We start from the raw sequence: 14,506 nt of genomic DNA on the forward strand, positions 1-14,506 counted from the left end.
AAAAACAAAGGCTGGGGTCAGACCCCCACGCACGTTAGCGCAAGCCTCTGCGTTAGCGGTGTTGAGGGTCTGACCCCGGGGTTTCAGCTGCCGCAAACGCCGCCGCATCGCTCTCGAACATGTCTTCCAGCTCCTCGCGCGCCTGGCGCGTGAGGGACATGACTTTTTGCTGGTCCTGGAAGTGCGGCGCCACTTCCAGCAGGGTTTTCAGGTTATGCCGGCCAAAGATGCCGGCCGCGCGCTGCGCCCGCTCCGCGCTGAAGCCCACCTGCTGCAAGGTCTGCTCGCCCAGCAGCAGGGCCGCCGCGAACGTCTCGCGCTCGATCAGGGTCACACCGCGCTTCATCAACTCATAGTAATGCGTGACGTTGCGCGCGCGCGCCAGTATCGTCAATTCGGGCAGGCGCAGGCGCACCGCGTCGACCAGGGCCAGGCTGTCTTCCACGTTGTCGATGGCGATCACCAGCGCCCTGGCCTTTTCGATGCCGGCCGCCACCAGCAAGTCCACGCGCGTGGCGTCGCCATAAAACACTTTAAAGCCGAACTTGCGCAGCAGGTCGATCTGGTCCGGGTCGTGATCGAGCACCGTCACGCCGATCTTGTTGGCCGCCAGCAGGCGGCCGATGATCTGGCCGAAGCGGCCGAAGCCGGCAATGACGATGGGGTTGTCCTGCGCCTCGATATGGTCGTCGGGGCGGCGCTTCTTCTCGCTCTGCAGGCGCGGCGCGACGAATTTGTCGTGCGCCAGCAGCAGCAAGGGCGTGGCCACCATCGACAGGGTCACCACCACGACCAGCAGCGCGGCCGTCTCCGGCGCAAACACGTGCGCGGCCTCGGCGGCGGCAAACACGACGAAGGCGAATTCGCCGCCCTGCGACAGCAGCAGCGCAAAGAACAGCTGCTGGCCGCGGGGAATGTCGACAAACTTCGACAGCACGTACAGCAAGGCGATTTTCACCGCCAGGAGCCCCGCCACCAGTGCCAGGATCAGCAAGGGCTGGGCGCGCAGCACGCCGAAATCGACGGACATGCCGACGGCGATGAAGAACAGGCCCAGTAACAGGCCCTTGAACGGCTCCAGGTCGCTGATCAGCTCATGGCGGTATTCGGAATCGGCCAGCAGCACACCGGCCATGAAGGTGCCCAGCGCCATCGACAGGCCCACCGATTCCATCAGCACGCAGATGGCGATCACCAGCAGCAGGGCGAAAGCCGTGAAGATTTCGCGCAAATCCGTCCTGGCGATGAAGCGCAGGATGGGGTTCACGAGGAAGCGCCCGCCGATCACCAGCGCCGCCAGCACGGCGGCCAGCTTGGCCACGCGCAGCCAGCCCGGTTCGCCGCTGTGCGTGACGAGGCCGCCCAAGAGCGGCACCAGCGCGATCATGGGAATGGCGGCGATATCCTGGAACAGCAAAATGGAAAAGCCGGCGGAACCGGCCGGCGTAGTCATCAGCTTGCGTTCGCCCAGGGTGGCCAGCACGATGGCCGTCGACGATAGCGACAGTCCCAGCGCACCGACCAGCGCCGTGCGCCAGTCCACGCCAAAGGCCATGGCCACGGCGCACAAGCCCGCGCTGACGACGCCCACCTGCGCCCCGCCCCAGCCGAAAATCGGCCGGCGCAGCAGCCACAAGCGTTTCGGTTCGAGTTCCAGCCCGATCAGGAACAACAGCAGCACCACGCCAAATTCGGAAAAGCTGAGGATCACCTCGACATTCTTGATCAGGCCCAGGCCCCACGGTCCGATGACGACGCCAGCCACCAGGTAGCCCAGCACGGCGCCCATGCCCAGACGCTTGGCCAGCGGCACCATGATGATGGCGGCGACCAGGTAAAACAGTATGTTGATGAGAAAGCTGTGGTGTTCCATGCGGAGTCCGGTAAAACGTGATTGGAATCGCAATCATGCCTGATTCGCCCCCGGCATGTCCAAATCCATGCCTGAAAGCAGGTTGGCACAGACAGCCAGACGATTGATCTGGCGCAGATGGCGCACGTCAAATAGGCGAAAAATCAAGCATGGCAGCCTGAGTGTCCCGGATACCCGGCCGGCCAATCGAGGAGCGGCCATCATGAGAGAACAGTCAGACGGCAACACCGAGTCCAGGTCGGCGCTGGTGGAAGAACAGCCAGCGATGCCTGCCCCGGGCAGCGAGCTATTGGCATTGCTGCGCCAGGCCCACGCGCTGGCCACAATGAAAGATCCGCCGTCACGTTCGATCACCACCAGCCTGATGCTGTTCACCCTGGCCAGGGCCGATGACCTTGTACAGCCATCAATACAGGCGCCGCCCGACGCGCTCTTTTTTAGCCGCGCACTCAAGGAACTGGCCGGTGAGAGCTTGCAGGCGACATGGTCCGGATATTTTTCGTTCCAATACAGCAGTATCAGCGCCCCCTTGGCCAGCGAGACCAGTACGGACGAGCTTACCTATTCGCTGAATGCCGAAAAATGGCTGAGCAATGCGGCTGTCGCGGCACGCCAGGCCGGTCGCGACAGCGTCACGGTGGGCGACTTGATCAGCGCGCTATGGTCCTTAAGGGAAGGCAAATTCATGTCCTTGCTGCACCAGATGGGCATCGACATGGCACAGCTGCAAGCCGCCTACGAACGGCACCCGCTGGCGAAGGTGGCCCAGCAATCACCCGAAAACGTACTCGACATTCTGGCGCATGACCACCCTTCATTGCTGGACTACATGGAATTTGCGCAATACGCGATCGCGATCGTGGCTTTCCTCACCAGCGACCAAACCCGCGGCTCCATCAGTATCAGCATCCAGGCGCCATGGGGCGCCGGCAAATCTTCGCTGATGCGCCAGATCCAGCATCAGCTCGATCCTCCGAGGCCCGCCGAACCGGAAAGCGGCACGTTCAAGACGCGCGATGTGCTGCGCTTTCTCGACCGGAAATCCGGGCCCGACAAGCAAGTATTCGTCGACGAAAGCAAGCGCTGGACCGTCTGGTTCAATGCCTGGAAATACGAAAGTTCCGAGCAAGTCTGGGCCGGCCTGGTGGACGCCATCGTCAGTCAGGTCAGCGACCGGCTGAGCCCTGTCGAACGCGAGCTATTCCTGTTGCGCCTGAATCTGTCGCGCATAGACGATGGCGTGGTGCGCAGAAAAATCTATGACCGGGTCGGCACTTTCTGGTGGATCAAGGTGCGCCGCTGGCTGCTGGGGGCCATGGGCCTGATCATCAGTCTGGTGAGCGTGTCGCTCATTCCGCCCGATAGTCTGCCTGCGGCGATCAGGACATGGTTCGATGCCGCTGCCGTGGCCATTCCGACAGCCATCGGCACGCAAATTGCGATTACCGTATATGCGGTACAGGCCTTCTTCAGCAGTAGAAAAAAGGTAGCGGACGAGCCTGCCAAATTCAGTCTGGCGGAATATGTACGCGTGCCCGACTATGCCAGGACGGTCGGCATCATGCACCAGATTCACCAGGATTTGCGACGCGTGATGCACTCTCTGCCCCAGCGTCGCACGCAACATGGCGATGGCGCGTCCGTCATCGCGCCACTGGTCATCTTCATCGATGACCTCGACCGTTGCTCGCCCGGCAAAATAGCCAGCGTCGTCGAGGGTATCAACACGTTCCTGGCAGGCGACCAGTCCGAATTCCTGTTTGTGATCGGCATGGATCCGCAGATCGTCGCGGCGGCGCTCGAGCACGCGCACAGGGACATCAAGAAGCAATTGCCCTCCTATGAAAAACTGGTGCCGCTGGGATGGCGCTTCATGGACAAATTCATCCAGCTGGCGTTTACCATTCCGCCCAGCCGGCATTTGAAAAATGGCAAATTTATCGATTATCTGATCGGCTCGGAATCGCAAGCCGGCGCTGCCGCGTCGGCAGGATCCGGGGCACAACAGGCTTCCCATGCCGGCGCAGCGGAAGCGCAAACGCGTGCCCGGACGAAAAGCGAGGCGCCGCAGGACGCCAGTGAGCGGCAGCGCCGCGCCAGCTCGCAATTCATGCGGGATGGCAAAGACGTGCAGACCGTCCTGCGCGGCATCAGCAAAGAGTATGCGTGCGGGCCACGGGAAATCAAGCGCACGCTCAATTTCGTGCGCTTTGTGCTGCTGCTGCGCATTGCACGGATAAGCCATGGCTTGCCGGTGCCGTCGCTGGCGCAATACCAGCGCTGGATCGTGCTATGCATACGCTGGCCGGACATGGCCCTGTGGCTGCAATGGGGTGGCTCGATGCCGCCCCATGCCAGCACCACGCCCAGCATGGATGATGTGGTCTCCAGGCGCTTGTGCTGTCTCGAGGAATGCAGCGCCTTGCCCGACAATGACCGTGAAAAATGGAGCACCAGCGCCGCTATCCGGCTAGGCCTGCCTTCCGGCCAAGTGAGCTGGCTGGAAGATCCCGAGATCTACCATTTTTTTTCGCATGAAACATCGCTGCCAAGGGAAGAGCGCCTGTCCAGCGGCGCGGTGATCGGGTTTTATTAATGTGCCGCGAATGCGCGGTCAGTGCCAGCGATGGGAGACAGTCACGCCTCTCCATCAGCATGGTTCAGGGCGCCTTTCCGTCAATCTGCGCGCGCAGTGCCGCCACGTCGACGCGCTTGAGGTAGCTTTCGATGTTCTTCCATACGGCGTGATAGCCGTAACCGCCATTTTTCAGCTCGTCGATCGCCTTCTCGCGCGGCCAGTCCTGGTACAGCATGCGGTACATGGCGGCCATCATGCCCGTGCGGTCGGCGCCGTGCAGGCAATGCAGCAGCACGGGTCCCTGCTGCTCTGCGGCGCGGATACTGCGCATGGTCTCGACCACGTGCTTGTCGCGGATGGCCCAGGTATTGATGGGAATGCGCACGGCGCGGATGCCGCTGCCATCGAGCACCTGCGTATCGGAGTGAAAGGAGCGCAGGCTGATCACCGTCTTCACGCCCAGCGCCTGCAGCTGGGCCACGTCGCTGCTATCGAGCCTGGCGCTGCGGTACAGGACGGGCGTGACCTGGTGCAGGTTCGACACCTGCGGCAGCGGCGTGGCCCACTCGGCATTGCGCTGCGGCGGCAGGGGCGCCTGCGCGCTGGCGGAACCGGCCGCCAGGGCCAGGGACAACAGCAGGAGATACGACGAGGGTGGCAAGGTCATGACTTCCTCTTGTATGAAAACCACAGCAGTACGCCGGCCAGCAGCAGCGACACCCAGTAGTCGGTCGGCGCCCACCACAGCCAGTGCTTGTGCCAGGCGATGTGGGCCGGATTGAAGTGCGCCACGCCATAGGCGGGATTGAGCACGAACCACAGATAATCCTCGATGATCCAGAACAGCATGATGCAGCCGATGGCGCGGCACTCGAGCCGCAGCGACCATTGCGCCAGGAAGATCATGGAGAAATGGAAAAACAGGGCGATAAAGGGAAAGACCCAGGCATGGTAACCGGTCATCGGCCGCCCGCCCCAGAAGATATCGAGCAGCCAATGGCTTTCGATGCGCCAGGTGGGCAGGTTCGCGGCCCAGCCGGCCGCGCCTTCGATCTGGATTTCCACCTGCGCAAAAAATAATCCCAGCAGCGCCACCCAGGCCAGGGTCAGGGCGATCTGCCAGGGTTTTGCTACGGCGCCCGTCATGCCACGCTCTGCGCCAGCACCTGCGTCAACACGTCACAGGCGGCGCGCGGACGGCCCAGGGCCAGCGCCTTTGCGCGCATGGCTTGCAACTGTTCAGGATGCTCAAGCAGCAGGCGCACGCGGTATTCCAGGGTGACGGCATCGAATGCCTTCAGGGCCACGCCCTGCTCCAGCAGATAGTCGGCATTGCGCTCTTCCTGCCCGGGTATCGGCGAGTTGACGATCATGGGCAAGCCCAGCGCCAGGCATTCGGACGTGGTCAACCCGCCCGGCTTGGTGATCACCAGGTCGGCGCACGCCATCAGGCGCTCGACTTCGCTGGTGAAGCCTTGCGCCAGCAGGCGGCCCGGATACTGGCCGGCCAGCGTCTGCAGCGCCGCCAGCGCGGCGGCGTTTTTCCCCGCCAGCACGACCAGCTGGAAATCGCCTGGCAGCGCCAGCAGGCGCGCGGCGACCGTTTCCAGGCTGCCCAGTCCCGCTCCGCCGCCCATCAGCAAGACCGTCGTGCGCCGCGGATCGAGGCCAAACGCCTGCGCGCACTGCACGCGGTCGGGTGCCTGCGCGAACGCGGGCATGATGGGGATGCCCGTCACGTGGATGCGCTCGGCGGAGATGCCTTCGTGGCGCATGCGGAACGCCACTTCGTCGGTGGCGGCGAAATAACCTTCCATCTGCTCGTGCACCCACATGCGGTGCAAGTCGAAATCCGTGACCTGTACCCACACGGGGCAAGCCAGCTGCTGCTGGCGCAGTGCGCGCGACAGCAGTTCGGCCGGCAGGAAATGCGTGCAGATGATGGCGTCGGGCTGGAAGGCGGCGATCTGCGTCATCAGCGCGCGCGTATTGAGGCGCTCGACGCCGCGGCGCAAGCGCTGCATCGAACTGTCGCGCGGCGCGTCGTGGGTGGCGTGATACAGATAGCCCCACAGCGCGGGCGCCTTGTTGACCAGCTTGATATAAAAATCCGTGTACAGCTTGCGGAAGGCGGGTGTGACGAAATCCATCACGTCGAGATGCAGGGCCAGCGCCGCAGGGCCACCACCGTGGCCATCGCGCGCCGCATATGCCTCGATGGCTTGCGCCGCGCGCATGTGGCCGGCGCCGGCCGAAACGCTCAGGAGTAGAATTTTTTGTGTCATGGAAAACCAATCCGGGGAACAGGTGAGCGCGGACGCGGAAAATTTATTGGCAGGATAACATCGCTGCAGGCTGGCCGGCTTGATCTGGCCCCTGCGCGCGTGCAGGCCGGCGCTAGCCAATCACGGGGATGGGCAGGGCCGACACTTTCCAGCTGCCTTTGAGCTTGCGCTCCATCAAGGCCGGCAAGGCGCTGGCGTCGGGCGCGCCTTTTTTGGTAAATGCCACCGGCACCAGCAGATAGATGGTGACCTTGTCATCGTCGGCGATGTCTTCTTCCTCCGGCGCCGGATTCCAGCGCTTGTCGATGGCCAGCAGCGCATCGACGCCGTCCGGCCACGCCAGGTCCGCCAGGTGCGGATCGTCGCGCCGCAGCAGCTCGCCCGCCGCCAGGCTGGCCTGGTCGAGCGTGCGCCGTCCCAAGCGTGCCAGCAGCGCCACGGGAAAGCGCCATGGGCTGTGCTCCGCGAAGCCGTGCACGGTCAGCGGCCAGCGGGCCGGCAGGCACAAAGCCAGTTCCGTCATCGGCGATTGCTGGAACAGGCCAACCGTAAACAACAGCTTGAAATCGCGCTTGCCGCCGATGCAGCTGATGCCCAGCGAAAAGCGCGCGTCGCCGCTGTCCGGGCTGAACACGGCCGGCAGCACCCAGCCGGCGCTGTTGTGCATGAAGGTGCGGATCGCCTCCTGCGGCGAGGCGGCCGCTTGCTGCGGCACGTCGAGTATGCTCACGCCGCCGGCGGCAGCGAGCAATCGGGCGATGGCGGGAAAACCCCAGCCGGTGGCGATATCGACGGGCGCCTGGTTCCAGCGCGTATGCAGGCGGTTCGGATTGGCGCCCCGCTGCAGCAGCAATGCGGCCACGTCCTGGTGGCCGCCAACGCAGGCGCTGTCCAGCGGCGAGAGGATATTGTCCGGCAAGCCATCGACGGCGGCGCCCTGCTCGAGCAGCCAGCGGCAGGTATCGAGGTGGCCATGGCTGGCCGCCGCATCCAGCGGCGTCAGGTTGCGGTAACCGGGCAGGGGCAGATCGACGTCCATGCCCAGCGATACGAGCAGGGCGCAGACCTCGCGGCTGCCGCCGGCCGCGGCCAGGTGCAGCAGCGATTCGCCGTCATCCATGTTGTAGCGGCGCAAGGTCAACAACAGCGGTGTAGCCTCGAGCAGGCTGCGCACCTGTTCCACCTGATTCTCGCCGACGGCGTCGCACAGGCGAAAAAACGCTTCGCGGTGCTGGTTATAGAGTGTTTTGTCGACCATGCCTGTTCCCTGCTCGTGGTGGCGGCGCCATCATCGAGCGGAGAATAGCATTTTCTTTCGATTAATCTGCGCGATGTGACAACTTCGGTGTGCGCGTCGGCGGCAATGCCAGGCCGGCCGGCGCGGCATCCGTGCGCAGCACCGGATACAGGTTCAGGCGCTCATCCCAGGAAGCGTGGCGGCGGGCGAAGAACTCCAGGCGCGCGGCCGGGCTCTTGGCAAATACAGGATCGCTGGCCAGCTTTGCGTGGAACTGCGCCGCCAGCGCCGGGTCGGCCGCCAGCTGCGCGCGCGCCACGTCTTCGGCCACGTATTCTTCCATGTATTCCTTGCGCTCGAAGGCCGTATTGAAACTGCCCCAGGCCAGCAGGGAATCGGGCGCGCGCGGCTCGAACAGGGCCACGACCAGGCGCGCCTTGGCCTGGTTGACGGGCACGTACAGCGCGCCCGCAGCGACCACGCGCTCCTCTTTCTGCCACTCGCCCTGCACGGCCGCCGTCTGGCGTCCCTCGAACGACTGCGCCCCGAATTTGACGGCCGTGGCGCGGAAGGTTTCGACCGGCAGCTTGCCCGGCGCGCCGGCGAGCACCTGGTACGACACGCCGTGCTGGCGCAGCTTGGCCGCCACCATCTGCGCCTGCGCGGCGGGCACCAGATAGCCGGCTTTCGGCGCAGCCTGCTGCAGGTCGGGCACGATCTCGTCGCGCAGGGGCACGTTCCAGATCTGCGGCGTCGTTTCGTCGTAGCGCGTCATCAGCGCGCCCGATACTTCGGATGGCGTGCGCGTGTAGGCGTAGCCGCGAAACGCGATCATGCGGCTCTTGTCCGTGGTTTTATACGTGAGCGGCAAGGTCGTGCCGGCCAGCTGCGCGGCGCGCGCGTCCGCCTCGAGCGCCGTTTGCCGCCACTGCGCGCCATGCTGCGCCACTTGCGACAGCAGCGAGACGATGGTGTTGCGCGTGATGCGCACGCGGGTCGGATAATCCTTCCACGAATGGGTTTCCACCAGCATGCCGAAGCGGTTGCGCAGCTGGAAATAGCCGTGCGAGAAGCGCGGGTTCGGCGCCGAATCGACAAAACCCGATTGCGGATTGTCGTTCTCGGCAAACGAAATATAGAACGGCTTCGGGTCCGAGCCCTGCTTGGCCAGATCGGCCAGGACATTGTCGCGCAAGGCCGTGCCGGCCACGCGCAGTGCCGCATCGCCCGCATGCACGGGTTCGACCTGAATCGAGATATCGGGTTCAAACTGGGCGCCATCGGTGACGTGCAGGTCGACATACGCCAGCGGATCCCAGGCATTGACCAGCGCCAGCATGTGCTGCATCTCGGGCGTATCGGCCTTCATGTATTCGCGGTTCAGATTGTAGTTTTGCGCCGTGCTGCGCCAGCCCATTTCCACGGGGCCGCGCTGGTTCGGACGGTTCCACTGGCCGAAGCGCTCATGGCCATCGACATTGAAGACGGGCACGAACAGCAGCACCTGTTTATCGAGCGCGCCGGGCGCCGCCTTGCCCTCCAATACTTCGCGCAAGGCCAGGAAGCCCGCATCCTTGCCGTCGATTTCCCCCGCATGGATACCACCCTGCACCAGCAGTACCGGTATCTTGCGCAGCTTGGCCGCGTCCGGCGTCAGCGCGCCCGTGTTGGAAACGGCCAGCGCCAGCATGGGGCGGTTTTCCGGCGTGCGGCCAAATTCCACGCAGCGCACCTGCTTTGGATAGCGCGCCTGGAACTGGCGGCACAAGACTTCCACCTCCGCGTAGCGGCCCGTATTTAAAAAGCCCGAGCGCTCGGCCACCGTGGTCAACGGCGAAGCGGCAGATACAGGGGCAGAAAACAGAGACAACAAGGCGGCGGACAACACGGCGTGGCGTAGCATGGGTCAAACTCCATCGAGAGAGGACAAGCGGGCAATTATAGAGTGGCGGTGAGATAAAAACGCCGTGGCAAATAAAAAAGCCGGAACAGCGTCAGCTGCTCCGGCCTTGCTCTGCCAAGCGTGAATTACGAGCCAAAGTGGTAGTTGAATTCGACCCATCCCTGGCGGCCTTGCGGGCTGTAGTTGCCGATCGGGTAGTACGGCCAGCCGTTGCTGGTGTCGCGCTTGATCTTGTCGAACACGTTGTTGACGATCAGCGACACGGTGGCGCGGTCGTTGATGCGGTACACGGTGCTGATGTTGGCCAGCGCCGTCGGCGTCAGGTAGCCCTTGCCGGCAGAGTCAGGCACCTTGCCGTAGCGGCTGACGAGCAAGGTATTCGACCAGTCGCCTGCGCCCCAGTTGACGCTCAGGTTCAGCTTGTCGGGCCAGTCCCTGTTGGTCATCGATTTGGTTTCATCGGTCTGTGCGTCACCGGCGAATTGCTGCGATTTCTTGCTCAGCACCCGGGCGTAGTTGACCTTGAAGGCGAAGCGGCCATAGTCCGCCGTGCGCAGCAAATACTTCAGGCTGACGTCGATGCCGCTGCTGCTTTGCTTGGCCGCGTTGATCGGGTTGACGGTGATGGTCTTGATCTCGCCCGCCTTGTTCAAGGCATTGGCCGCGTAACGTTCGATGCGGCCCACGGTATCGATACAGGTCGGCGAGCCGATGTCGGCCTTGCCCAGGCGGCAATCGGATTCGTCGCGCAGCAGCTTGTCGGCGTCCAAATTCGTCACCAGGTCGTCGATCTTGATGTTCCAGTAGTCGACCGAGACGTCGAAATTGGCACTCGGCGACCAGACGGCGCCCACGCCGAAGGACTTGCCCTTTTCCGACTGCAGCTCGCGGCTGCCGTTCTGCACGTAATCGGCGCCCGGCGATTTATTCGCATACTCGCAGCCGTCGATGGCCTGTCCGGCGGCGTCGCAACGGTAGTAGTCGGTGGTGCTCGCATAATAGCCTTTGCCGCGGGCCTGGTAGATGTAGTTCATGTCCGGCGCACGGAAGCTGGTGGCGTAGTTGGCGCGGAACAGCAGCTCCGGCGCCGGGCGCAGTTCCAGCCCGCCGTTGTAGGTGAACTTGCCTTCCTTGCGGCCGGCAAAGCTGTAGCGGTCATAACGGCCAGCCACGGTACCGGTCAGCTTCTCATGCAGCGGCACATTCAATTCCGCGCCCAGCGCATAGCGCGAACGGGTGCCGGCCGTGGTGCCCGAACCGGTGGCGATATTGAAATAGCCCTGGTCGATGCGCGCATCGGGTTCGTTGCTGAAGCCCTGCTTGCTCGCCTCGGCAATCGTGGCGATTTTCATCGTGCCGGCAGGCAGCTGGAACAGGTCGCCATTCGTGGCCAGGCTCAGGGTATTCGTCCAGGCCTTGTCACGGCTGTCGCTGTAGCCGGTGATGCTGTCGAATTCGGCAGCCGTCAGGCGGCGCGACAGGCGCGCCGCATCCGGCGCGTAAATGGCCACGCCCTTGGCATCCGTGCCCAGCTTGGGCCCCAGGAAGAAGCTGTCGATGTTCGACAACATGCGCGGCGTGTGGCCTTCGCTCTTGTAAATGGAAGCGTTGTAGTTGGCTTCATACTGCCAGGCGGTGCCGGGAATGCGGCCCTTGGCGCCCAGCGAGATGGCCGTGGCCACGTCCTCCCAGCTGCGCTTGTAGCGCTGCACGCCGCCGATTTCCTCGGGCGCCATGAAGCGGGTCCACTCTTCGTAGGCGCCGGTGTTCTGGTTCAGGAAAGAGCCGCCGTTCAGCGATGCCGAGGTCCACGACGGGCCGCGCGTCGTGTTGACGGTCTTGTTCTTGCCAAGCAGGAAATCGGCAAACAGCGTGGTCTCCGCATCGAGCTCGTAATTGGCGCTGCCGAACACGTTCTGGCTGCTGTTCTTGGTCTGCGTGGTCCAGTAGGTCGGACGGGCTTTCGGGCTGGCGCAATAGCTGCCATTCTTCGCCTGGTATTTGACGACGCTGCCGCCGAACAGGTCGCCGAACTGGTTGCAGGTGTCGCCCAGGTCGACATAGCTGCCGGACGTGCCGGAGGCCTGGGTGCGGCGCGAAGCAATCGTGGTCGGCACGCCGGAGCGGCTGGTCATGAAGTCGCGGTCCATGCTCCACAGCGGGTCGCGTTCACTCAGTTCCACGCTGAACAGGGTATGCAGCTTGTCGACATTGCCGCCGCCCGTCAATTGCACGCGCTGGTTGCCGGCGCCGCCGCGCGAGGTACCGCCAACCTTGACGTTGATATCGAAGCCTTCCGCCTGCTTTTTCAGGATCACGTTGACCACGCCGGCGATGGCGTCCGAGCCATAGATGGCCGAGGCGCCGCCGTTGAGGATCTCGATGCGGTCGACAATGCTAGCCGGGATGTTCGCCAGGTTGGTGAAATTGACGGCGCCGTCATAGGCGATGGGGAAGTCGGCCAGGCGGCGGCCGTTCAGCAGGATCAAGGTGTGGTTCGGACCCAGGCCGCGCAGGCTGATGGTATTGGCCGACGGCGTGAAGGTGTTGCCGTAATCTTCGCCCTGCGTAAAGCCGCTGTTCTGCACCTGGCTGGTCAGCGCGTCAAAGACGTTCTTGTAGCCCTGCCTGGTGATTTCATCGCCGGTCAGGATGGTGACGGAAGACGGGCCTTCCAGGCTGGCGCGGGGAATGCGCGAACCGGTGACCACGACGGCTGGCGGGGTGGCCGCTGCCTGCTGATCCGCTGCGGGCGCTTGCGTTTGCGCGTGCGCCTGCCATGCGGTGCCGCCCAGGATGGCCAGTACGCCAAGGCTGAGCGGGGTTAACTTAAACTGTTTCGACATCGTTGCGCTTCTCAAGGTGGGAGAAAAGCGGGAAGATAGCAAAATGCCAGTCATTCCAGAACGAATGGATTCATCTTTCTATATATCAAAATTGTTATATAGAAAGATTCATGAGCAGGAAATCGTTACGCGCTGACCCTGGCGCATGGCAGGAACCTGCGCCTTAACGGCGCAGGATGGCAATTTCCTTGTGCAGTGGCCGCAACAGGCGCGTGGCCGTGTCGACCGGACTCTCGATCGAACTCAACAGTCTGATGGCGCCCGTGGCCGGCGTGCAGCTGCTGCTGCTGCGGTAGCGCAGCGCCGCCGCCAGCATGCCTTCGGCCGGATCGCCCAGCTGGTGCTGGTAATCATCGGCTACGTCGCAGGTCGGCGCCATGCCGTCGGCAAAGTCGCCAAAGCCCTTGGCGTTGACGCCCTGGAACTGCACGGCAAAATACGTGGTGCCGCAATTGGGCGTGGGATAGAAACCGTAGGGCTTGCCGCACGTCGTGCCGCCGATCAGGTTCACTTGCACGTCTACGCCGCGCAAGCCGTTGATGATCGCTTCGCTAGCCGAGCAGGTATTGCCCGTTGTCAGCAAGGTCACGCGCTTGAGACCCAGCGTAGGCAACGGCGTCCCCTTGGACAGGGGATTGGGCGCGGGAAAGCCCTGGCTTTGCGCATGGAATGGCACGGGTGCTTCCGGCCGCGTCTTGTCATTGAAGAGCACCTGCTCGAAGGTCTTGCCGGTGGTCACTTGCGGGCCGGCAATCATGTAAGCGAGTTCGCTGGCGACATCGAGGTAACCGCCGCCGTTGTAGCGCACGTCGAGCACCAGGTCGCTGATGCCGGCCGCCTGGAAGCGGCCCATGGTTTCGGCCAGCTGGCGTTCGGCCACGTTGTTGTGGGTGTTGAAGGTCAGGTAGCCCACCTTGCCCGTCGGCGTATCGATGATGCGCTCGTTCTGCACGGCGCTGGTGCTCACGTCCAGCGCCGTCAGGCTCACGGACAGGGGCGCGCCGTTGCGGCTGAAGCCCAGCGTGTGCGTGCCTTGCGCCTTGGGGAACAGGCCGGCGTTAAGGATACCCACACTGGCAGCGTCGGGGGCATGGACGAAATCGACGCCATCGACGGTTTGCAGCACGTCGCCGCGCCGCAAGCCCGCCCGGTCGGCCGGCGAGCCTGGCTCGATGATCGAGATCACCGCCGTGCGCGGCGGCGTGGTGCGCGTCAGCGCCAGCAGCATGCCGTAACCGAGTTCCACGCCGTTGAGCGAGTCTTCCCACTCTGCCGTCGACAAGATGAAATGAAACTGGTCCTTCGGCTTGCCGGACGCCGTCGTGGCCGTCGTTTTCAGCACATCAAAATACGCCTTGGCCGTGGTGAAACTTTGCGGCTGGTAGGTGGTCGGCACTTCGCGGTACCACAGATACGTTTCATCGATCCAGCTGCGCACCCACGTCTGCTCATCGAGCAAGCTGCCAGACTTGTCGATACTGCTGCCGCTGCGCGGTGCCTCGCAGCGGTTCGCGACCGTCGAGGACGCGACCAACGCCGTCGGGCCCACCGGCGTCAAGGGTGGCACGACGGGCGCGCTGTCGCTGCCGCCTCCTCCGCCTCCGCCGCAGGCACTCAACAACAATACGAGAGGAACGGCCAGGGATGAGAGGCGCAGGGCAGGCATGACAAACTTTCCGAAAAGAAATTATCTAAAAATTATAATGCGTTTTGCCAGCAGACGTTGTTTTCTTTGATACAAAAAAATGGCGCCCGCAGGCGCCATTGCTACTATGTTTCGCTCA

The 14,506-nt window shown here is 63.5% G+C and carries 9 protein-coding genes; 1 reads left to right on the forward strand and 8 read right to left on the reverse strand.

Features of this window, described 5'->3' with window-relative positions:
* Positions 1-52 precede the first annotated feature (52 nt).
* Positions 53-1,873 carry a glutathione-regulated potassium-efflux system protein KefC gene (gene kefC / locus ACPJXG_RS26760; protein WP_425252811.1) on the reverse strand — a complete coding sequence of 607 codons (1,821 nt, stop codon included), beginning with the start codon at positions 1,871-1,873 and terminating at the stop codon, positions 53-55.
* A gap of 55 nt (positions 1,874-1,928) precedes the next feature.
* Between kefC and ACPJXG_RS26765 the strand changes: the two genes are divergently transcribed.
* The gene (locus ACPJXG_RS26765) at positions 1,929-4,469 is read left to right on the forward strand and encodes a P-loop NTPase fold protein (RefSeq protein WP_425252812.1); all 2,541 of its coding nucleotides are present in this window, start codon (positions 1,929-1,931) and stop codon (positions 4,467-4,469) included.
* Positions 4,470-4,533: 64 nt separating this feature from the next.
* On the opposite strand, the gene ACPJXG_RS26770 is transcribed toward ACPJXG_RS26765, so the two are convergent.
* From ACPJXG_RS26770 to ACPJXG_RS26800, 7 genes are all read right to left on the reverse strand, one after another.
* Complete coding sequence (locus tag ACPJXG_RS26770) at positions 4,534-5,118, reverse strand: dual specificity protein phosphatase family protein (RefSeq protein ID WP_425252813.1); 585 nt, start codon at positions 5,116-5,118, stop codon at positions 4,534-4,536.
* A complete protein-coding gene (locus ACPJXG_RS26775) occupies positions 5,115-5,597 on the reverse strand; it encodes a hypothetical protein (RefSeq protein ID WP_425252814.1) in 483 nt (160 codons plus the stop codon). The genes ACPJXG_RS26770 and ACPJXG_RS26775 overlap by 4 nt, the downstream gene beginning before the upstream one ends.
* On the reverse strand, positions 5,594-6,736 hold the full coding sequence (locus ACPJXG_RS26780; RefSeq protein ID WP_425252815.1) for an MGDG synthase family glycosyltransferase: 1,143 nt from the start codon (positions 6,734-6,736) through the stop codon (positions 5,594-5,596). The genes ACPJXG_RS26775 and ACPJXG_RS26780 overlap by 4 nt, the downstream gene beginning before the upstream one ends.
* A gap of 112 nt (positions 6,737-6,848) precedes the next feature.
* Complete coding sequence (locus tag ACPJXG_RS26785) at positions 6,849-7,994, reverse strand: ankyrin repeat domain-containing protein (RefSeq protein WP_425252816.1); 1,146 nt, start codon at positions 7,992-7,994, stop codon at positions 6,849-6,851.
* 61 nt (positions 7,995-8,055) lie between these two features.
* Entirely contained in the window at positions 8,056-9,876 is a 1,821-nt protein-coding gene (locus ACPJXG_RS26790; RefSeq protein WP_425252817.1) for a M14 family metallopeptidase, read from the reverse strand.
* Between the two features lie 125 nt (positions 9,877-10,001).
* On the reverse strand, positions 10,002-12,722 hold the full coding sequence (locus ACPJXG_RS26795) for a TonB-dependent receptor plug domain-containing protein (protein ID WP_425252818.1): 2,721 nt from the start codon (positions 12,720-12,722) through the stop codon (positions 10,002-10,004).
* Between the two features lie 163 nt (positions 12,723-12,885).
* Entirely contained in the window at positions 12,886-14,388 is a 1,503-nt protein-coding gene (locus tag ACPJXG_RS26800; RefSeq protein WP_425252819.1) for a S41 family peptidase, read from the reverse strand.
* Positions 14,389-14,506 lie beyond the last annotated feature (118 nt).

The organism is Janthinobacterium sp. NFX145 (assembly GCF_049810325.1).
GTDB lineage: Bacteria > Pseudomonadota > Gammaproteobacteria > Burkholderiales > Burkholderiaceae_D > Janthinobacterium > Janthinobacterium rivuli.